This is a genomic window from Methanobrevibacter sp. (assembly GCF_017539065.1).
GTDB lineage: Archaea > Methanobacteriota > Methanobacteria > Methanobacteriales > Methanobacteriaceae > Methanocatella.
The window spans coordinates 57,167-78,153 of record NZ_JAFYHP010000026.1; the positions used below are offsets into that span (position 1 = coordinate 57,167).

The 20,987-nt window shown below is 33.9% G+C and carries 22 protein-coding genes; 15 read left to right on the top strand and 7 right to left on the bottom strand.

All coding sequences use genetic code 11. The annotated features are described in order from the left end of the window. The first annotated feature begins 18 nt into the window (after nucleotides 1–18). Together dcd and glyS are read left to right on the top strand one after the other, a co-directional pair. Nucleotides 19–606 (top strand): dCTP deaminase, encoded by a 588-nt coding sequence (gene dcd / locus IKS50_RS06955; RefSeq protein ID WP_292847476.1) that lies wholly within the window; start codon nucleotides 19–21, stop codon nucleotides 604–606. A gap of 12 nt (nucleotides 607–618) precedes the next feature. Then, on the top strand, nucleotides 619–2,313 hold the full coding sequence (gene glyS, locus IKS50_RS06960; RefSeq protein ID WP_292847479.1) for a glycine--tRNA ligase: 1,695 nt from the start codon (nucleotides 619–621) through the stop codon (nucleotides 2,311–2,313). 9 nt (nucleotides 2,314–2,322) lie between these two features. Here the strand turns inward: glyS and IKS50_RS06965 are convergent, their stop codons facing one another. Beyond that, the gene (locus IKS50_RS06965; protein ID WP_292847482.1) at nucleotides 2,323–3,090 is read right to left on the bottom strand and encodes a winged helix-turn-helix domain-containing protein; all 768 of its coding nucleotides are present in this window, start codon (nucleotides 3,088–3,090) and stop codon (nucleotides 2,323–2,325) included. A gap of 147 nt (nucleotides 3,091–3,237) precedes the next feature. Between IKS50_RS06965 and IKS50_RS06970 the strand changes: the two genes are divergently transcribed. Both IKS50_RS06970 and IKS50_RS06975 read left to right on the top strand, forming a co-directional pair. Further along, nucleotides 3,238–3,993 (top strand): TatD family hydrolase, encoded by a 756-nt coding sequence (locus IKS50_RS06970; RefSeq protein WP_292847485.1) that lies wholly within the window; start codon nucleotides 3,238–3,240, stop codon nucleotides 3,991–3,993. A 5-nt stretch (nucleotides 3,994–3,998) separates the two neighbouring features. Further along, nucleotides 3,999–4,901 (top strand): TDT family transporter, encoded by a 903-nt coding sequence (locus IKS50_RS06975; protein ID WP_292847488.1) that lies wholly within the window; start codon nucleotides 3,999–4,001, stop codon nucleotides 4,899–4,901. 19 nt (nucleotides 4,902–4,920) lie between these two features. Here the strand turns inward: IKS50_RS06975 and IKS50_RS06980 are convergent, their stop codons facing one another. Beyond that, the gene (locus IKS50_RS06980; protein ID WP_292847491.1) at nucleotides 4,921–5,484 is read right to left on the bottom strand and encodes a cell division protein SepF; all 564 of its coding nucleotides are present in this window, start codon (nucleotides 5,482–5,484) and stop codon (nucleotides 4,921–4,923) included. A gap of 5 nt (nucleotides 5,485–5,489) precedes the next feature. Continuing rightward, complete coding sequence (locus IKS50_RS06985) at nucleotides 5,490–6,494, bottom strand: DUF1611 domain-containing protein (protein ID WP_394357529.1); 1,005 nt, start codon at nucleotides 6,492–6,494, stop codon at nucleotides 5,490–5,492. A gap of 241 nt (nucleotides 6,495–6,735) precedes the next feature. Between IKS50_RS06985 and IKS50_RS06990 the strand changes: the two genes are divergently transcribed. Then, nucleotides 6,736–7,680, top strand: a complete 945-nt coding sequence (locus IKS50_RS06990) for a 3H domain-containing protein (protein WP_292847494.1) — start codon at nucleotides 6,736–6,738, stop codon at nucleotides 7,678–7,680. Continuing rightward, nucleotides 7,673–8,251: a ZPR1 zinc finger domain-containing protein gene (locus IKS50_RS06995; protein WP_292847497.1), complete on the top strand. Its 579-nt coding sequence runs from the start codon at nucleotides 7,673–7,675 to the stop codon at nucleotides 8,249–8,251. The genes IKS50_RS06990 and IKS50_RS06995 overlap by 8 nt, the downstream gene beginning before the upstream one ends. Before the next feature lie 11 nt (nucleotides 8,252–8,262). On the opposite strand, the gene IKS50_RS07000 is transcribed toward IKS50_RS06995, so the two are convergent. Both IKS50_RS07000 and IKS50_RS07005 read right to left on the bottom strand, forming a co-directional pair. Next, a complete protein-coding gene (locus IKS50_RS07000) occupies nucleotides 8,263–8,700 on the bottom strand; it encodes a hypothetical protein (protein WP_292847500.1) in 438 nt (145 codons plus the stop codon). Between the two features lie 270 nt (nucleotides 8,701–8,970). After that, complete coding sequence (locus tag IKS50_RS07005; RefSeq protein ID WP_292847503.1) at nucleotides 8,971–13,896, bottom strand: hypothetical protein; 4,926 nt, start codon at nucleotides 13,894–13,896, stop codon at nucleotides 8,971–8,973. A 556-nt stretch (nucleotides 13,897–14,452) separates the two neighbouring features. Between IKS50_RS07005 and IKS50_RS07010 the strand changes: the two genes are divergently transcribed. From IKS50_RS07010 to IKS50_RS07050, 9 genes are all read left to right on the top strand, one after another. Then, nucleotides 14,453–15,586 carry an adhesin gene (locus IKS50_RS07010; protein ID WP_292847506.1) on the top strand — a complete coding sequence of 378 codons (1,134 nt, stop codon included), beginning with the start codon at nucleotides 14,453–14,455 and terminating at the stop codon, nucleotides 15,584–15,586. 18 nt (nucleotides 15,587–15,604) lie between these two features. Continuing rightward, complete coding sequence (locus tag IKS50_RS07015) at nucleotides 15,605–16,288, top strand: MIP family channel protein (protein WP_292847509.1); 684 nt, start codon at nucleotides 15,605–15,607, stop codon at nucleotides 16,286–16,288. Nucleotides 16,289–16,400: 112 nt separating this feature from the next. Beyond that, complete coding sequence (gene pyrH / locus IKS50_RS07020) at nucleotides 16,401–17,078, top strand: UMP kinase (RefSeq protein ID WP_292847513.1); 678 nt, start codon at nucleotides 16,401–16,403, stop codon at nucleotides 17,076–17,078. Between the two features lie 8 nt (nucleotides 17,079–17,086). Next, nucleotides 17,087–17,875 (top strand): TatD family hydrolase, encoded by a 789-nt coding sequence (locus IKS50_RS07025; protein ID WP_292847516.1) that lies wholly within the window; start codon nucleotides 17,087–17,089, stop codon nucleotides 17,873–17,875. Nucleotides 17,876–17,887: 12 nt separating this feature from the next. Then, nucleotides 17,888–18,079 (top strand): DUF2116 family Zn-ribbon domain-containing protein, encoded by a 192-nt coding sequence (locus tag IKS50_RS07030; RefSeq protein WP_292847519.1) that lies wholly within the window; start codon nucleotides 17,888–17,890, stop codon nucleotides 18,077–18,079. Between the two features lie 7 nt (nucleotides 18,080–18,086). Then, nucleotides 18,087–18,410 (top strand): YbjQ family protein, encoded by a 324-nt coding sequence (locus IKS50_RS07035; protein WP_292847522.1) that lies wholly within the window; start codon nucleotides 18,087–18,089, stop codon nucleotides 18,408–18,410. 1 nt (nucleotide 18,411) lies between these two features. Beyond that, nucleotides 18,412–19,263: a hypothetical protein gene (locus IKS50_RS07040; protein ID WP_292847525.1), complete on the top strand. Its 852-nt coding sequence runs from the start codon at nucleotides 18,412–18,414 to the stop codon at nucleotides 19,261–19,263. 17 nt (nucleotides 19,264–19,280) lie between these two features. Further along, nucleotides 19,281–19,532 carry a hypothetical protein gene (locus IKS50_RS07045; protein WP_292847528.1) on the top strand — a complete coding sequence of 84 codons (252 nt, stop codon included), beginning with the start codon at nucleotides 19,281–19,283 and terminating at the stop codon, nucleotides 19,530–19,532. Between the two features lie 10 nt (nucleotides 19,533–19,542). Continuing rightward, a complete protein-coding gene (locus IKS50_RS07050; protein ID WP_292847531.1) occupies nucleotides 19,543–19,755 on the top strand; it encodes a hypothetical protein in 213 nt (70 codons plus the stop codon). Between the two features lie 38 nt (nucleotides 19,756–19,793). On the opposite strand, the gene IKS50_RS07055 is transcribed toward IKS50_RS07050, so the two are convergent. Beyond that, entirely contained in the window at nucleotides 19,794–20,153 is a 360-nt protein-coding gene (locus IKS50_RS07055; protein ID WP_292847534.1) for a lipopolysaccharide assembly protein LapB, read from the bottom strand. 9 nt (nucleotides 20,154–20,162) lie between these two features. Beyond that, nucleotides 20,163–20,972 (bottom strand): sulfite exporter TauE/SafE family protein, encoded by an 810-nt coding sequence (locus IKS50_RS07060; protein ID WP_292847536.1) that lies wholly within the window; start codon nucleotides 20,970–20,972, stop codon nucleotides 20,163–20,165. Nucleotides 20,973–20,987 lie beyond the last annotated feature (15 nt).

Here is a 20,987-nt window from a genome sequence, read left to right on the forward strand (position 1 = left end):
ACTTATTTGTGTGAAAATATGGCAATTTTAAGTGATAAAACTATAAAAGAATATTTAAAAGAAGGGAAAATAGGTTTTGAACCCCTTCAAGATGAAAAACAAATCCAACCCTCTTCTATTGATATGAGATTAGGGGACGAGTTCAAAGTATTTAAAGTGATTAGAGAACCTTATATTGATCCTAAAGATGAAGATGACCTTGCATCATATATGGAATCAATGACTGTAAAAGAAGGCGAAGCATTTATAATCCACCCAAATGAATTTGCCCTAGCCACTACTTTAGAGTATGTCAAATTACCTGACGATTTAGTTGCTAGAGTAGAAGGCCGTTCCAGTATGGGCAGATTAGGTGTTACAATGCATGTTACAGCAGGTTTCATTGACCCAGGTTTTGAAGGGAAGATCACTTTAGAGATATCAAACATCGGCGCAATGCCGGTTGCTTTGTATCCTGGTCAAAGAGTTTGTCAAATTGTTTTTGAAACTATGACAACCCCTTCTGAATTGCCTTATGGACACCCAGATAGAAATAGTAAATATATGGGTCAGACCCGCCCGGAAAGTAGTAGAGTAAAACTAGACTATGAATTAAAAAGAGATTAGGAGTTAATACTTATGAATCATGATAAAATGAATAATATTAGTGCAAAAAGAGGATTTTTATGGCCGTCTTTTGAGATTTACTCAGGAGTATCAGGTTTTACCGATTATGGACCGCTTGGAGCAAGCCTCAAAAATAATATCATGCAAAAATGGAGAAAACAGTACGTTTCAGGTGAAGGATTTTATGAAATCGAAGGACCTACCGTAATGCCCAAAGAAGTCCTTAAAGCATCAGGGCACGTTGATAATTTTACCGACCCAATGTGCAAATGTGAACAATGTGGAGAAGTATTTAGAGCAGACCACATTATTGAAGATGTAATCGGTGAAGATGTGGAAAGTTTAGAAAATGAAGAACTTGACCAAATCGTAATCGACAATAATATTGTCTGTCCAGAATGCGGAGGCAAATTATCAAACATTTGGAATTATAACTTAATGTTTAAAACCGAAATCGGTGCTAAAGGTGATAAAGTAGGTTACATGAGGCCTGAAACTGCACAAGGAATTTTCATTTTATTCAAACGTTTAGAAAGATTTTTCAGAGGAAAATTGCCATTTGGAGCCGTACAACTTGGAAAAGCCTATCGTAACGAAATTTCACCTAGGCAAGGAGTAATCAGGCTCAGAGAATTCACACAAGCCGAAGCTGAAATCTTTTTAAATCCAAAAGATAAAACCCACCCTAAATTTTCACAAATCGAAGATGTAGTTTTACGCTTAAATTCACAAGAAGTTCAAGAAAAAGATTTAGAGCCTTTAGAAATAACCGCTCGTGAAGCATTAGATAAAGGCATTGTAGCTAATGAAATGTTAATTTACCAATTGTATTTAGCCCGTAAATTCCTTACAGAAATTGGAATTCCGGAAGATGTTTTAAGATTTAGACAACACCTGGCAGGAGAAATGGCCCATTATGCCCTTGACTGTTGGGATGTTGAAGTTTTAACAGACAAATACGGTTGGGTTGAAATAATCGGAATTGCTGATAGAGGAGATTATGATTTAAGTTCACATACAAAATTCAGTAATGAAGAATTAAATGTATTTGTTGAGTATGATGAACCTAAAAAAGTTCAAAAAACTATTGTAAAACCTAACTTATCCAAATTTGGACCAATCTTTAAAGGCGATTCCCCTAAAGTAAAACAGGCAATTGAAGATGCTGATATTGAAGATATTAAAGAAGCTCTTGAAAAAGAAGGCAAATTCACTGTAGAATTAGATAAAGTTTATGAAATAACTGAAGATTTGCTTATCTTTGAAGATATTGAAGAAGACATAACCGGTGAGAAAATAGTTCCCCATGTCATTGAACCATCATTCGGTATTGATCGTATAACTTACTCCGTTTTATTACATTCATTTACCGAAACTGAAGAAAAAGACTACTTTAAATTTGATAAATCAGTTGCTCCAGTTCAACTCGGAATATTCCCTCTTGTTAACAAAGAAGGACCACGTGAAATAGCTCAAGAATTAACAGAAACCTTAAGAATGGCTGGTTTTACTGTTGAATATGATGCCACTGGAACCATTGGTAAAAGGTATGCAAGAGCAGATGAAATTGGGGTGCCCCTTGCTGTAACAGTTGACTTTGACAGTTTAGAAGACAATCAAGTAACTGTAAGAGACAGAGACACCGAAGAACAAGAAAGAATACCAATTGCCGATTTAAAAGACTACTTGGAAAATTATTATAAATGAGTTTAAAACTCATTTATTCTTTTTTTTAAAATATAAAAACAGATTGTTGGCCCATTTTAGAGAGTCCCTGCTATTTGAAATTAATAATCTATTTTGATCGAAAAAAGCATTTTTCCTAAAAAGGCCAAAAAGCATTATCTCATTTGTAACAATTAACAGGAAATTGTTTTCCCCATTAAATAAAGATAAATTTTTGACTTTTGAGTTTTTTTCATAAGCATCAAAAACAGACCCTGAAACCTTAATTTCAACAAATTTCTCTTGTGAAATTAAATCATTTAATCTAGAGCTAATATTCTCATGATAAATTGGCAGTATGCAACGTACACTATTGGCCTTAGCTAAAGTATCATCAATGAAATTAAATGTTTTATCAATATCGACACAATCCGATTCCAATAATTTTGATTCCCCAAGTAAGTACATCTCTTCAACTGATTTTTTAGGAATCCCCTCAATTGCATGGTCTTCAATAATATTAAAAATCTCCTCTAACAAGTTTACTGTTACAGAAAACTCTAAAATGTTTTTCACTTGTAATTTTAGTAAATTAACTAAAAAATATTTATTTGATTTTCGATATACCATCTTTTTTAATTCCAAGCCATGCAATACTCCGGATATAGAGCTATAACCTAATTTTGTATTTATAGATAACTCTTTCATATTGCTGGGTTTCTCATATAGTGCTTTTAATACTTTTAATCTAATTAATGAATTAGATACGAATTTTACATCGTCAGAAATTGTATTGTAACTATTTAAATATTCATTCAAAATACCACAACCTTAGTATTACTTAAATTAATATTTTTATTACTTAAGATATAAAAGCTCCCAAACTACACAGATGTGCAAAATCACACATTAAAATTAGACATTATTATAAAATATGAAAAACAGATTTAGTGACTAGTGGTAAAAATGATTGATACACATATGCACGCAGATGCTAGAAGTGGCGAAGACTTCAGAGAAATGTATTTGGCAGGTATTGAAACAGCAGTGACTTGCAGTTATTACCCCTATAAGATACCTCATGAAATGATTCTGTTAAACCATTTAAATAGAATATTGGAATTTGATACTAAAAGAGCTAAAGAACATGGGCTTGATTTGAAAGTAGCTTTAGGAATTCATCCAACCAATTCAAATGTTAATCCAGAAACAATCTTTGAAAATTTATATAAATGGATAGAGTCCGACCAAATTGTAGCCATTGGCGAAATCGGTCTTGAAGATTTAACCGACAATGAGATAACTATTTTTAAACAACAACTGGACATTGCTAGTGAAACAAATTCCAAAGTGATTATTCATACACCCAGAAAAAACAAAAGGGAAGTCTTGAATGTTATTTTGGATATTCTTCCACAGCATATTGATGAAAATCAGGCCGTTATTGACCATATTAATCCTCAAGTTGTTGGCGATGCAATCAATACCGAGTGCATGTTAGGTTTAACAGTGCAGCCACAAAAAATGGATAAATTTGAAGCAATATCAATTTTAGATGAGTATGGCTTTGAAAAATTCTTATTAAATTCAGATATCAGTAACAAAGCATCTGATCCGCTTTCTGTTCCAAAAACCGTTGATGAATTAATCAGACAAGGCTATAAAAAAAGTGAAATCGAAAAAGTAGCTAGTGAAAATGCTCAAAAATTCTTTAAAATTTAGATAACATGGATATAATTAAAAAGCTGCCAATACCTCTTTCGGGACTAATTCTTGCATTGTTATCTCTTGGAAATCTGCTGCAGGATATTCATCCATGCCTCAGATATGCTTTTGGAGCAATAGGTGCAATATTTATTATTTTAATGATTCTGAAAGTGGTTTTATATCCTCAAGACATTAAGAATGACTTTAAAAATCCCATCATTGTTAGCAGTTCCGGTACTTTTTCAATGAGTTTGATGCTTTTATCTACATATCTTGTATCAATTACGCCAAGTATTGCATATACCATATGGATAATTGGAGTAGTCCTTCATATTTTGCTAGTAATTTATTTTACTTTTAATTTTATTATTCGTGAATTTGATATTTCGACAGTTTATCCTAGCTACTGGATAGTCTTTGTCGGAATTACAATGGCATCCATTACAGGACACTTTCATGGACTTCAGGAAATCGACTTTATTTTCTTCATACTAGGATTTATCGGAATGCTGGCTTCAACACCATTAGTATTATACCGAGAATTCATCTATAAGGAAATCCCGAAAATGAACAAACCATTGACCTGCATTTTTACAGCTTTATTTAGCATACTGATTTTCGGGTATTTGAATTCGGCTCAAAACATCTCAAATGAATTCGTTATCGGAATGTATGTAATTGCATGTGCATTTTACATATTTTCATTCTACAAATTAATAAGTTTTAGAAACCTTGATTTTTACCCAAGCTTTTCAGCATTCACATTCCCATTCGTAATCAGCGCTCTTGCAACAAAAGGAGTGGCTAGCATGGTCTGGAAAAATAACTTTTTAAATAGCTTATTAATTATAGAAACAGTAATAGCAACAATTTTAGTAGTTTATGTGCTGTTAAGATACGTCAAATTCTTAAAAAATAGTTGAAAAGTAGAAATTAATCTACTTAACCTTTATTGATTACTTTTACTTTTTTAGGAGAAACAATAATCAAGTTTTTCTCCTCACTGCGGGCAAGCAATAATGCTTGAACGCCATATCTTTCTCTCATTTGATTAATTTTATCGCCAGCTAATTTGAAATTAGCAGCACTTTCCTTTTCTAAGAAAGATAAATCTAAAATAACCGGGTTTTGCTCTTCAATCACCTGATCAACAACATAATTAATATCATCAAGTGATTTCGGCCTAATTAAAACAATTTCATAGTATGATTGTTCTGGAATAATTACAAAATCATCATAATCCTCATAGACAGGAACTTGTTTAGGTTGAGGACGAGGATTTGGCTTTTGTGCAGGTTTTGGAACTTGTCCATATTGCTGTTGTTGATTTTGCACATATTGTTGTTGATTTTTTCTTGATTGTTGTTGTTTATTAATTTGTTGTCCCACATTATCTACAATAGGTTTTACAGCATCACGTATTGAATCAATAACGCTAGGACCTTCTCTTTTTTCATCTGTTTCATCAAAACCTAGACTTCTTTTTAAATCATCTGTGAAACTCATTCAAATTACCCCTCTAAATATTCTAGTATAGCATCTAATAATTTAGAAGCCCCATTATTATAAACATCCTCCGCAGGTAAATTGTATGTATCTTCAAAGTATTCAGGACACATATCTAAACTAGCGTTTTTAAGGTTGATTGAAAGGCCAACAACTTTTGTTGGTTCAACAGCTTCAATAGCTTTAATTTCTTCTTCAATTCCTTTAGGTTCTCTGTACGGGTGATTAGGCCTGTGTCCAACAATAACCGCATCAGGAGCCGCACCGATTAAAATAGCTGCAGACAATCCTCTTGGGTGAGGATTTCCATTTTCAGTTAAACTGGATTGGCCTTCTATAAAAATAATATCCGGTTTTTTAGTTTCTTCAACATGTTTAATTGCAGATAAAACAGCTGAAGGAACATCCATAGCGGATAAACTTCCTGCCCTAAAATTAAAATCAGTAGGTTCTTCCAAACCCATTTCATCAGTTGATATTATTGCCGGATTTAAACCTCTTTCGCTACTAGCTATACCGAGCATTTTGGTGGTAGTTCTTTTACCACATTCTTGTGAGGTTCCTCCAACGAAAATTACAGGAGCTTTAGGAGTATAGGATATTTTAGGTAAAACTTCACAGGATTTCTTAGGGGCAATACCTGCAATTCTTTTAACTACGTCCAATCTTGGACTAATCTCTTTAATAACAACATTCTTTGAATCAGCAAATCTCTTTAAAGACATATTTTCTTCAATAGATAATGATCTAAATGAGGTAATAACATTCAATCCCGCATCAATTGCTTGAACAGAATATTTTAATGCAGTGCCTTCAGCACCAATTGGCAACATTATAGCTAATGATTTAGCTTCAGGAGATTGTTTTAAACATTCCTCTAAACTGCCTGAAATAACATTACCGCAAAACTGTTTTCCTTGTTTTTTAACATCATCATCGATGAATCCTACGGTTTCGACACCGTCAAGATTGGAGAATTTCTCTCCTCCACCTCCGCAACCCACTACAATGAATGGATTTAAGTCTTGAATTTCTTTTACTTATTTTACTGAATACAAAAATTTCACCCCTATCCTATAATTTATAACTTATAAGTAATCATTAAATTTATTTTATTAATTTTTCGAAAAAATTTCAAAAAAATGTTATTATTATTAATTATAATTTTTTTCATTTATAAAGTATAATGTTTTTAAGTAAAAATTACATATATTAGAAATAATAAAAAAAACTTTTTAGGAGAAAATTAACATGAGAAAACCTTATGTTATTCTAATTGGAAGTGCATCAGGGATTGGAAAATCCACTATTGCCGCAGAACTGGCTAAAAAATTAAATATTAAACATTTAGTCGAAAGTGATTTTTTAAGAGCTGTGGTTAGAGGAATTATAGGTAATGAATACGCTCCAGCACTTCACAGTTCCTCTTACGATGCATATAAACACATTAGAAACAAAAACCGATATACCAGTTATGATGATTTAGTCTCAGCAGGCTTTGACGACCATGCATCATACGTTATTCCCGCAATAGAAAAAGTTATCCAAAGGGCTATTACCGATTATGACGATATTATTATTGAAGGAGTCCATTTAGTTCCTGGATTGATTAATACAGAGCAATTTGAAGAGGATGCCAATATCTACTTCTTTGTATTAAGTTCTGATGAGGAATCACACAAGGAAAGATTTGTAAAAAGAGCAGTTCAAATACACAGGGGCGGGAAACAATTAGATTTCTTTAAAGAAAATAGAATTATTCATGATCACTTATTAACTCAAGCAGAAGAGAACAATGTTCCTATCATTAACACAGAATCAATTGATAAAACTTTAGAAAAAATATTATCAATTATTTACAAATCATGTGCCACAATTAAATTAATTAATAGCGTTGATGAGCTTGAAGATGTAATCAATATAATAATTAATGAGAATAACGGAACTCTTGAAAAGATTACATACAATGTCAAGGGATTTAAAGAACCGTTGATAAGAAATATTAATGTTAGCGATAGTGAGTCCTCCCAAAAATTTATCAAAAAGATTAATGAAGATAAAGAAAAAAAAGAATACCTAACAGAATTATACAAATTATCTGAATATCGCCAAACCACAATCTGCGCACCTAATCAAGAGAAATTAGATAAAATTATTAAAGAATTAAATGAGAAAGGATATGTTTTAAATGAATGATGAAACTATTAGTGAAATGACTATTAAATGCCCGGCATGCGGCATTGAAGGAGTTGCAAAATCAATAATGAAAGAATTAGAAATACCTCACTTTGGCCAAGTTATGGAAACTACACTCCTATGCCCTAACTGCGGATTTAAACACTCAGACATTATTGCTTTAGAACAAAATGATCCTGCAAAATATGTCATTGAAATAAATAAAAACAATCTATCTGTTAGAGTAGTTAGATCACAATCTGCTACTGTTATTATTCCTGAAATTGGTATCAAAGTAGAACCCGGTCCAAAATCCGAAGGTTATGTTACCAATATTGAAGGAGTGCTCACTCGTTTTGAAGATGCTGTTAAAAAAGCATTGAATTTGTTTGAAGATGATGAATCTCAAAAAAATGCAAAAATAGCGCTTAGTGAACTTCAAGAGCTTAAAAAAGGAAATAAAACTGCTACATTAATTATTTTAGATCCATTTGGACAAAGTAATGTGGTCAGTGAAAATGCTCAAGTATTAGAAATTCCTGAAGAGGAATTACGTGATTTAAAAACAGGTTTTAGTATTATTGAAGATTAAATAAGGAAGAGTTATTCTTCTTCCTCATCGTCTTCCATGGATGCTGTAAAACTTGCAAAAGTGTCTTCTTCTACAACATCTTTTAATTTTAAGGTTTTTTGTACATCCATAGCTAATGCATTACAGTCTGCTTTAATAGCTTCTAAATGTAATAAGATTCTTTCTTTTTCTTGGTTAATTCTTTCAATGTTAGTATATGGGTAAGTTGACTCTTTAAGCATTTCATACTCAATGGTAGTGTATGGATAGTCATTTAATTGCTTACATACATTTTTAAGAACTTCTCCTAAGAATTTATTCATTTCGACTTTTACCCTTTCCCTGATCATTTTGTCGTCATCAAGATTTTCTTTCATTAAACGTACAACTTCAGCTTTAGCGAAAGGTAATTTTTCATCTTCTTCTTCAATAAATTCAGAAGTTTCATCAATCATTTCTTCTTCAGACATAATTTACACCTCTTTTGAGTTTTTAAAATATTGAGTCCATCTATAATTTTTAATGAAAAATTATTATTACATCAATATCTAAGTAAATATTTGTTATAAGTTTTATATAAAGGTTTTGATTATTTTAAAGAAATGGAGCATTATTCGACTACTTTTTCGAGTAAAATATAAAATAATTAATCGTGAAATTAATAATTCGAATACTTGAGAAATTTTGAAAAACCGTTTTAAAAAAATGAAAAATAGTAGCATGAATGCTACTTTAATTAACTATTTCTTTGAAATTTCAGCGCCTGAAAAAAGTATTGTTAAAATCAATGAAATTAATAATAACAGAATAGGATTAGCTGTTGAATTCATTTCAAGATTTACAGAGGGTTTTTTAGATAATTCTCCATTTTGAGAAGAGTTTTCATTACCTAATGTATCATCCGCCAGATTATCATTATCCTCTCCATCAGGGAAAGGACCATCATCCGAATCGTCATTTTGAGGAGGGTTGCCCTCATCTGGAGATTTTTCAGTTACCTCAACGATAGCTGAATCATCGTTGTTGGACAAATCATAATCAAAGGTGTCACTGGCCACTGTAACATTATTGCTCAGTACTCCGGAACCCATTGCAACGACTTTTATGGACAGTTCCGCTGATTCACCATGATCTAATCTATCGATTGTCCAGACATTTGTCAATTTATCAAATTCACCTTTTGTAACTTCAAATGAATTCAACCTTAACAAATCATCTAAAATTTCAGTCGCTTTAATATTGTATGCAGTATCAGGACCATTATTGAAAACCATTATAACATATTCAATTTCATCACCGAGATAGTATTGATATTTGGATGCGATTTTTGTAATTGACAAATCACTGGCCGGGCCAACATCAATTGATTTATTTGCATGATTATTGGACTCATCCAAATCTAGTTCATCGGCAGAAATTGTAGCCAGATTTGTGAAATTACCTGTTAATGCAACTTTAGAAATGATTTCAAGCGATTTTTCTTCGCCGACTTCCAAGCTTCCAACATCCCAAATGCCATCAAAATACTGCCCATCTGAACTGATGAATATCATGCCTTCCGGAAGAATATCCTGAACAACGACGTTATGTGCAGCATTCGGACCCTGATTTAATGCAACCAATGTCCATTTGATGATTTCCCCATATTTTGGTGATTGATTGTCAACTAATTTGGTGATTGATAAATCTGCAACTGGCATTACATCAATCAAGTCATCAGCATAATTATTGGACATGTTCCAATCATATTCATTAGCTTTTGCATTGACCTCATTGACAATTACTCCCAAAGCATTTGTAATAGTTGACATATTCAAATATGCCACATCGCCAACATTCAATGAACCGATATTCCAAATTTCATCCTCAAAAGTGCCTTTGCTTAATTCATAACCTGAAAATATCAATTCATCAGGGAGAACATCCTCTAAAATTACTCCGGTCGCATTATCTGGACCATTATTTTTTACAGAAATCATCCAGTTAACATTTTCTCCAAAAAATGGATTGGTATTGTTGACTTCAACAACCACCTGTATATCAACGGCCAATGGAACATTGATGGATTCATTATCCTCATTATTGCTTTGATTGGAGTCGTATTCATCAGCATTGATTGTTGCCAGGTTGATGATTTCACCGGTTTTATCCACCCTGCATATTATTTCAAGCGTTTCAACATCTCCCATGTTTAAGCAGCACATGACCCATATGCCTTCATCATAAAATCCTTTAGTTGCATTATAGCTGACCAATTTCAGACCTTCGGGCAATGAATCTTCAACATAAACGTTTGTGGCTTTATCCGGCCCCCTATTCGAGATGATCAATGTCCATTTAACCAAATCATGATAATCTGGAGATGATGCATTGGCCAGTTTGATTATGGACACATCAGCAGATTTTTCAACATCGATAGTTTCGTTTGCAAAGTTATTGGTTAAATTGAAATCATATTCGCTTGCACTAACTGAAACGTTGTTTTGAATCAGACCTGTTCCGTTAACCATACAATCAATATTTAGGATATAGGACTCACCAACATCCAATTGGCTAATGAACAATACTCCAGTTAAATAATCATAATCCGTTAGGCTGTCATCATCAATCCAGATTAATGAAGTCGGGAGCAAATCCCTGATGGTCACGTTGTGGGCTGCATCCGGACCATTATTGACAACTTCTATTGTCCAGGTTATCATTTCCCCATAGCTTGGATTTGAATCGGAAACCGATTTTGTTACAGATAAATCTGCGGAAGAATTGACAAGAATTGACTCTTCATCCTCATTATTTGTTAAATCATAATCATATTCCTCAGAGGAAACATTAGCATAATTCATGAATTCCCCTGTTGTTTGCACCAATGTAATCATTTCAACAGTCACTGTTTTCCCAACTGCAATATTGTCAATGGTGAACATGTCATCTTGATAATCTGAAGTGGAACTGACATATGTGAACCCATCAGGAAGCAAATCGTAAACCCTGACGTTTGTTGCATTGTCAGGACCGTTATTTGAAATTGTCAAAATCCATTTTACAACATCGTTGAAGTTCACATTGCTTGCATTTACGGTTTTGACAATCGCCAAATCGCTAGCCGGACCAACATGAATTGTTTCAGTGTCATTGTTGTTTGTTAAATCGTAATCGAATTCTGATGCATTCACTGAGACGAAATTCTCAATCGCTCCAGTGCTATTGACAATGCATTGGATGTTCAATGTTGCTGTCTTGCCGATTTCCAAGGTTCCGACTGTCCAAATTCCAGATTTTTCATCATAATCCTCCTCCGAATTTAGATAAATAAGGGATTCTGGAAGCAAGTCATACATCACCACATCATGGGCGACGTCAGGCCCATTATTTGATATCTCGATAGTCCAGGTAATCTGATCTTTATAATCTGGTTTAGGCTTTGAAGCACTTTTGACAACTGCCAAATCACAAGCAGGATTTACAAACAACTCCTCTTCACCATAATTATTTGTCATATCTGTATCAAATTCGTTGGAAGTGACATTCACCTTATTGACTACCTTTCCAGTCCTGTTAATTACTGTTGTTATGTTAAAAGTGAATGTTTCGTTCACATTTAATTCATCAATAGTTAGGACACCAGTGCAATAATCATATCTGCCTTCAGAAGTGTCGCTTAAATAAATCAGACCGTCGGGCAGAACATCATATAATTTAACATTATTAGAATCGTTGGGGCCGTTATTCCTAACTGATATCGTCCATGTGACCACATCCTCAAAATTAGCAACGCTTTTTGAGACTGATTTTTTCACTTCATTATCAACTTTAGGACTGACAACAAATGTGGTTACGTTTGTAATGGCCTTGTAATAAGTGTCCTCAAAATGCTTTGCTGAAACGAAGTATTTTCCAGGTTTTAGATTATCCAGCTTCAATATAATTTCGCCCAAATAGCTTGTATTTCCAGAATCATTATATACAATGGTTCCGTCCTCATGCAGGACTGTCAACAGCACATTGATATTGTACTCTCGGCTATCCTGGTACAATTCCCCACTGTCTGTAGCGCCATCTATTGGAGATTCCCTATCGATTAAGATATTAACATTATCCGCCGCATTGAAAATGGCATTGGATACCGCCAAATTATCGAAATCCGCGATGTTGTTTCCACCGAACAATGTCACGATGATTTCCTCAGTATCACCAAAATAGATATCTTCTGCTGAAATAGGCAATCCATAAACCCACGCCTGATTTTGGAACAGCTCATTGTTTTCCATTGTGAGTTCATCGCCGTATTCATCATAATAGATTGCACTGCCGTTTCTTGCAGTATTAAATCTGAATGTGCTGTCTTTAACTGAAGCCTGTGAACTATTGATATAGATAGCTCCTCCTAATCCGTCATCCAATTTATCGACATCGGGGATTGCAACATTTGAAACGAATGATGAATTTACGACTAGCGTGTCCTTACCTTGAATATAGATGGCACCCCCATCTATCAAAGCCTTATTCAAATTGAAAGTCGAATCCCTGATTGTTACGTTTTCCGCCTTAGCATATATTGCGCCACCGTTTTCAGATACATTATTGCCTTTAAAATATGAATTGGAGATTAGGATATTCAAACCATTGGCTTGAACTGCACCTCCCATCGGTGCGTCATTACCCTCAAAATTACAGTCAGCGACTGTTAGTTCCATATATTCATATTTATAACCTGTTGACAGTGCCCCTCCAAAGTCTCTGGCAGTGTTGTTTATGAAAGTGCAGTTTCTAATTTCTCCAGATCCATGGAATGTTAACGCTCCACCTTCATCTGCGGAATTGCCTATGAAAAGACAGTTTGTATAGGAGGTTCCGCTGCGTATACATCCCGCACCACCATGTGAAAATTCACCAATGCTTGTTGCACTGTTATTTATAAAAATACAATTTGTTACCTTTCCATTTGAACCGAGTTCATCCATTCCTATTTGAATTGCTCCACCATAGCTTTCCAAGGTTCCCTTTACCCAGTTGTCCTCAAAAATTGAATTCTTAACTTCGGAATCCACACCATACATCGATAATGCCGCTCCTGCGGAAAACTTATCAAAACCTTCATAATAACCTGTATTTCTTCTGAATTGACAATTGTCAACAATCAATCCTGAAGCAGTATCCAAATCGTATTTAGTGTGAATCGCTCCAGCACGATTTGCATGGTTGTCTTCAAAGACACAATTTTCGATTTTAACATTTTTTGCGGCGACATATACTGCAGAACCCAAATTTCCGTTCCCGTTGATGAATTTCAAGTTACTGAATATTGTTCCTGCAGCCCCCTCTTCAATGTTGAATGCCGTTGAAAGTTGCTTTCCGTCCAACACTGCAGTACCGTCTCCGGTTATTATTAGCCTCTTGCTTATTGAAATCGTATCATTGCCGTTTGAGTAGTAAGTTCCTTTTAATAAGATAGTATCTCCCTCACGGGCTGCATCAACCTCATCCTGTATATTCCTATATTGATTTCCGGTCGGGGTCCTTGTAGCTTCCAAAAATTCTTCTGACTCCTCTAAATCAACCTCCAAAATTTCATTATCTTGAGAATTTACTTGCTTATCTTCTACATCTAAATCAATCCCTATTTCATCGCTGCTTTCGTTAACATCCGCCGCACATGAATATTCCATACTGAAACCCCATGATGTGAATATTAAACAAATAACCAGTAACGACAAAAGGAGATATTTGCTAATAGTTGCCTTTCCATTATGTTTAAACATTTCAAATCACCTAATGTGAGGACGATTATAAATTCATTAATTAACAAAAAGCTATTAATTAGCAATTAAACTTTTTATTTCAAGATTTGATTTGAAAACAGTAATCACATGTATGAAATTTAAAAATAGCCTCAAATTAATAGGATCATTATTAAATAATATCCTAACACAACTTATTTTTGATAAATAAATGACCAAATTTGCGGCTAATTTCAATTAGATATTGGAGAATTAGAATTTCCAAACCAATTCAAAATTTACCCTGAAATAAAAGATAATCACTTTAAATCCTCAAAATACTTATTAAAAAGATTATTATTTAAAATTATGTATTTAAATAGCTTAAAATTGTTTTTAAAGTATAATTATGAATTATAATCCGAATATTAAAATGAGCATAGAAAAAATATTTTATGTATAAAAATAATAATTAAATATGAACTAATCTAAGGGTAGGAGAGATATGAAAAGAAAAATTGCAATACTGATAATGGCCATTTTAATATTAGCTCCAGTAATACAAGACGTCAGTGCAGCAAAAACCGTTTTTATTACTTCTGATAATATTATTGACCATGATACTGATTTACAAACATTGAATTCAATTAAAAGTTATATAGAAGAAATAAGTAACGGAGAACTTCAAGTGATTGTTGACAACCAGGCCCCAGGTCCGGGAGAAGGTTGGCGGTCTGTAGTCGTGACAAGTGATGTGAGTATCGCCTTGGCGGCGCCAGATGCTGGAAACTTTCTGCAATTAGCTACCTCAACCGTATATTCAGATAAACAGATAGTGTTTGTTAATATTGGAGATTACAACTTAGACAACAACACCAACTTCCTAAGAAGATCCTGGGATGACAATTACTCAAACGAAAGCCTTGCGGGAATGCATGATCCAGGAACATTTCTTAAAAATGCCGGGATATACTATGTTCAGCCAGCTGTCAAATTCCCAGACGCTACCTCAGATGAAGGCATAGCAAGATTTGATGATGAAATGAATAAGGAAATCGCACAAGAAATAGTTGATATCATAAATACCCATGGAAACGATACCAAAACTTTAAGTGATGGATTAATAACTAGCAATATCATCAAACCAGCAATAATGGCTAATGCAAGTAAAGAATTGGTAAAAAGTAAAGATACTGATATGAAAGGAATATACGGCAATTATACTGCTCCTCAACTTTTATATCAAACCAGTTCATATTTAAACGGGAATGGATTAGATTTTCCAAAATCATATGAAGAACCGGATAATCCATTAGGCATTTCATTTTTAACAAAAGACTCCTATTCAATTTATGATTATTTCAAAATGGCAGGAATAGTTAGAGAATATATGGACCAAAATGGAAAAGCACCCGATTCAATCGAATATGAAGGAGCACATATAAGTTACTATGATTTAGTATATAACTTTGCAAAAATTACTCAAAATCATACCGATTCAAAACACATGGGCTTTGAAAGCGAATATCACTTCGATAAAGTAAACGATTCAATATTATTACATATATTCCCATTCGTATTGATATTCTTCGTGTTATTCCTTGTGTATTTGTTTTGGAAAAGAATTAGAGGATATTAAGATAAATTGAGGGAAATTATGAAAAGATATATTTCAGAATTGATAGGTACAATGGTTCTTGTCCTGTTTGGATGTGGAAGTGCAGCCATAGCAGGTTCCTATTTAGGTACATTCGGAATTGCAATGGCATTCGGATTATCAATTATAGCTATGGCTTATGTGATTGGGGATATCTCAGGATGTCACGTCAATCCTGCCGTGTCAATTGGTATGTGGATTGATGGAAGAATAAACGCCAAAGAACTATTAATGTATATATTGTTCCAATGCATTGGTGCAATTATTGGTATTGCCCTTTTAGCAATTATCATTAACTCCGCCCCAAGCCTTGGAGGTTACATGACAACCGGCCTCGGCCAAAACGGATTCGGCTCAGCTTCAAGTGTAGGTATTGATGTTATAGGAGCAATAATTGTTGAAATAATTTTGACCTTTGTATTCGTATTTACAGTTCTTGGAGTTACAAAAAAAGCGGAAAACGGAGCTGTTGCAGGTATTGTAATCGGTTTAACCCTTGCATTCGTTCATATCTTAGGAATTCCATTAACAGGCACATCCGTTAACCCTGCACGTAGTTTAGCGCCTGCATTATTCCTTGGTGGCCAGGCTTTACAACAAGTTTGGGTATTTATCTTAGCTCCGGTTATCGGTGCAATCATTGCAGGTTTATTTTACAAAGGATTAAGCGAAGAGGATGCTTGAATCCTCTATTTTTTTCTTTTTTTATTTAAAAAAACTACTTTTTTATAAAATCCAATTGTTTCATATAAAATATAAATAACATTTAAATGATAAATTATTATAAGGTGAATATATGAAACTTGTTGTTGCAATTGGAGGATCAATTCTACTAAAGGAATATGACAGTAAGAGATTCCAAGAATACAGTGCTATCCTAAAAGACCTATCCAAAGAACATGAAATATTCGTGGTTATCGGTGGAGGAAAACCTGCAAGAGAATACATCAGTGTTGTTCGTGATTTGGGTGCCGGTGAAGCGCAATGTGATGATATTGGAATCGAAGTTACAAGAATAAATGCCAAATTAATGCTTTCAGCACTTGGAGATGTGGCTTATCAAAGAGTGCCTCACAATTTCCAGGAAGCTTTGGAATTCTCAGCTACAGGAAAAATCGTTGTGATGGGCGGAACAGAACCTGCACACAGTACCGATGCAGTTTCAGCAATTTTAGCCGAATATGTTCAAGCCGATAAGCTAATTAATTTGACATCCGTTGACGGAATGTATACAAAAGATCCGAATAAGTTTGATGATGCTGAACTCGTACCCGAAATTACAGCTACTGATTTGCTTGAATTTTTAAGCGGTAAAGACGTTAAAGCAGGAACTTATGAATTCTTTGACACCACCGCCGTTCAGATGATTAAAAGATCAAACCTCGAAACAGTTATCACAAACGGTTTTGAACCGGAAAACTTAATCAAAGCCGTCAATGGCGAAAATGTAGGAACAAGAGTTCTCAGCGAATAGGTGGAAAAGTGGATAACCTTATTGACATCGGCTTAAATCTGATGCACAAATCATTCAGAAAAGACCGTGTTGAAATAATCGAAGAAGCCAAAAAGGTTGGAGTAAAGCAGTTCATCATTACCGGAACCAATGTAACTTCAAGCCAATTGGCCGCAGAATATGCATCAAAATATTCCGGAACATTATTTTCAACATCAGGAGTCCATCCCCATGATGCGAAAACATGCAATGGACATACCATGTTCGAACTTGAAAAAATAGCTAAAAAGGATTGTGTTGTTGCTATTGGCGAATGTGGCCTTGATTACAATAGAAATTTTTCACCACAAGATTTGCAGAGAAAATGGTTTGAAGCACAAGTAGAAGTTGCAGAACGTACATCCATGCCTCTATTTTTACATGAAAGAGAAGCTCATAAAGATTTATATGATATTTTAAAAAGACATGATAAGATAATTGAAAAATCCGTTGTTCATTGTTTTACAGGAACTAAACAGGAAGCACAAAATTATGTTGATTTAGGATGTTTTATTGGTGTCACCGGGTGGATTTGTGATATGAAAAGAGGAAGAGATTTGCAAGAAGCAGTAAGTGTTATTCCCCCTGAAAAATTAATGATTGAAACTGATGCTCCATTCCTAATACCAAAAAACTTTGATAAAAAACCTAAAAAGAATAGAAATGAACCTAAATATTTGCCTCATATCCTCGAAACAATTGCACTTTGCATGGGAATTGATGCAGAAGAGCTTGCGATTCAGGTTACTAAAAATACTAAAGAATTTTTCAAAATATAAGGAGATGATAAAATGGCAGTAGACCCACATAAACATTGCCCAATTTGTGGAACCCCAATACCTTTAAGCGAACTTGTATGCTCACCGGATTGTCAAAAAGTCTGGGATGCGAGATTAAACCAAAGAAAAAGATCTCAAATAATTTTATACGTAGTTATTGCAATCTTTTTGATTATCTGGGCAGTAATGACATTCGTGAAATAGTGATATCATGATTTTAACATCATCCAATACTCTAGAAAGTAAAGAAATTATTGAATATAAAGGATTGGTTACCGGTGAATCCCTGATTGGTGCAAATATCTATAAAGATTTATTTTCCGGAGTTCGCGATGTAGTAGGTGGAAGAACATCTGCTTATGAAGAAGAACTTCAAAAGGCTAGAGACATTGCTTTAGAAAGTATGATAGAAAAGGCTGAAAGTTTAGGTGCAAATGCAATTATTGGCCTTAAACTCTCATATGACAACTTGGGAGGAACAATGGGAAATACCATCCTTGTAACTGCCTATGGTACTGCCGTCAAATGTGAATAGCATGAAACTAGAAACTCATAAAGAAAAAGTAAAATATGTCCGTGAAGCAATTTTATGCATTAGCATAGGTACCCTTGCGGGTCTTGTAGTTTATCAAATATTTTTATACTTCAAAATTGCAATATTTGGTTGGAATTTAGGTTTAATTTTTGCTCCATTGGTTGCAGGATATCTTGAAACAATCCTTGCAAATAAAATAATTGGAGAAGACATTGGTGCAATTAGTGCATTCATCCTTTTTGCATACACAACCTTCTACAGTTTTATTCTAAAAAATCCCACATTAGGATTTAATGTAATAACAATAGGATCAATTGCAGTAATTTTACAAGCGGCATTTCCAACATTGATTAATTATATCTTATTCACTGTAGGTCTTGGAATAATTTTATACTTTTTAGGAATCTTTAAAAAGATTACTGGATTTTTCTACAACAAAATCAAAGCTTTTGTATACAAATTTATTCTCAAAAAGCCACTTGAAGTCCCTGTCGAAAAGGACTATGAATTCAATGAATCCTGGAGCAATGAATTAATCAACAACCAAAATTTCTTTTTCATGACAAGTACAGATACCCCCGATAAAAGAATAATCAACGTTGGACAGTTTAGTTCAACCATAATTATTGAAAAGGCAATAGTGCAAACCCCACCCGATCCTATAAAATTTGAAAAGGAGACCTTATACAACTTGAAAAAAGGAAAAGATGAGTGTCTAATCAATATAGCTAATGACGTTAAGGCGGCAGGAGGCAATGGCATAATTGATTTAGATATTCAGTACAGTTTAATTGGACTTGGTGGAGACAGATACCAGGTAACCTCATTTGGGATGGGCGTTTATTTAACTTAAAGATCATAGGTGATAAAATGAATTCAAGTGATTTTATAAGCGAATTAGTTAGTCAAACTGGATTAACACAAGAACAAGGCGTGGCAGCAAACGATGTATTTGAAAGTACATTCTTAGCTGGAAACAAAAACAAAAACATAATTGTGAGTCAATTAGTTCAAAGACTAGGAGTTGATGAAGCACAAGCAGAAATTATTTATAATGTCGGCATAGGATTGCTTTCCGCAGGCATTATAAGTAAAATCAAAGGAATGATATTCAGAAGATAAGAGGTAAAACATGGACCAGAAAGGGACAATAATAATACCAATTATCGGTTATATTATTGCAATATTATCCCCACTTCTCGGTTTGGTATATGGGGCGGCATTATTCTTTTTCAAAAAAGATGTTCCCTTATATCGCAAACATGGCAGATTCATTATCTATTTCGCAATCGCAGTATTCATAATTAGTTTTATACTTGTTTATGGATTGGGATTTGCGAAGTAGAAAAAGTTTTAAGTTTGAATGAAGCTGATTCATTCAAACTAATTTAATTCTTTCAATCTATTTTTAAAATCTTCATTTTTAGTGCAATTGCTTATGGCCTTTTTCAGAATATCCTTTTCGCTTTCAACATCACCCTGTTTTTGGTAGATATTGATCAATGCTTCATAAGCTTTTGTAGAATCTGGCAATGCAAAAATAACTTCCTTATACAATTGAGCCGCTTCATCAAGCTTGTTTTCCTTTTCTAAAATTTGTGCTTCTTGCATCAAATGGGTAAAATTGTCAAATTTGCCTTCACGTTTGGATCTGACTTTTCCTTCGACATTTTTCAACTTATCAAAGATACTGTTCGCTTCGCTTGCGTCAAAATTTTCTCCTACTTTTCTCTCTTCACTCATCTTATCACCTTAAGGCAGTACTCCTAACATTTTCAATGCTATGTACAATACCAATATTGAAAATACTATTTTTAACTTTTTTTGAGGGATTTTGTGAGCGTATTTGGCACCTACTGAAGCTAAAGGCACTGAAAAACATGCTATAAATAAGAAATTAATGATGCTCACATAACCAATTGAATATGGAAATGTGCTCACTCCCCAACCTGAAACGATATAGGATAAAAATCCTCCGATTGCAGTTAAGCAAATAAAAATAGAAGATGTTCCAATGGCCTCTATCATTGAAAAGCCTAAAAGGGCTGTCAAAATAGCTATTAAGAATACTCCTCCTCCAACACCCAATAGTCCTGATGAAAAACCGACTAAAAGACCAATAATTCCAGTTGAAATTAAGTTAAAGGGAATCTTGGCTTCTTCACGTTCCTTATTGATGTTGATAATATTATTAATTGTGATAAACAAAAGTAAACATCCGAAAATTATTTCCAGAATTCTTGATGGCAACATTGAAGCGGCAAAACCGCCTATTGCTCCACCAATTATTCCAAAGATACCTAATCGGATACCTGGTTTAATTATATTATCCATTGTTCGGGTGTGCCTATAGGCTCCACTAAAAGATGTTGGAATAATAATGGCCAGACTAGTACCAAATGATATTAGAATTGCCAAATCCGGTTCTACGCCAATGTATTTTAACAGGAAATACTGTAGGGGAACAATCAGAAATCCTCCACCTACCCCCAGAAGACCTGAGGCAAAACCGGCGCAAATACCAATCAGAATTAGTCCTATGAAGTATTCAATTGGAAACATACAATTAAATATTGT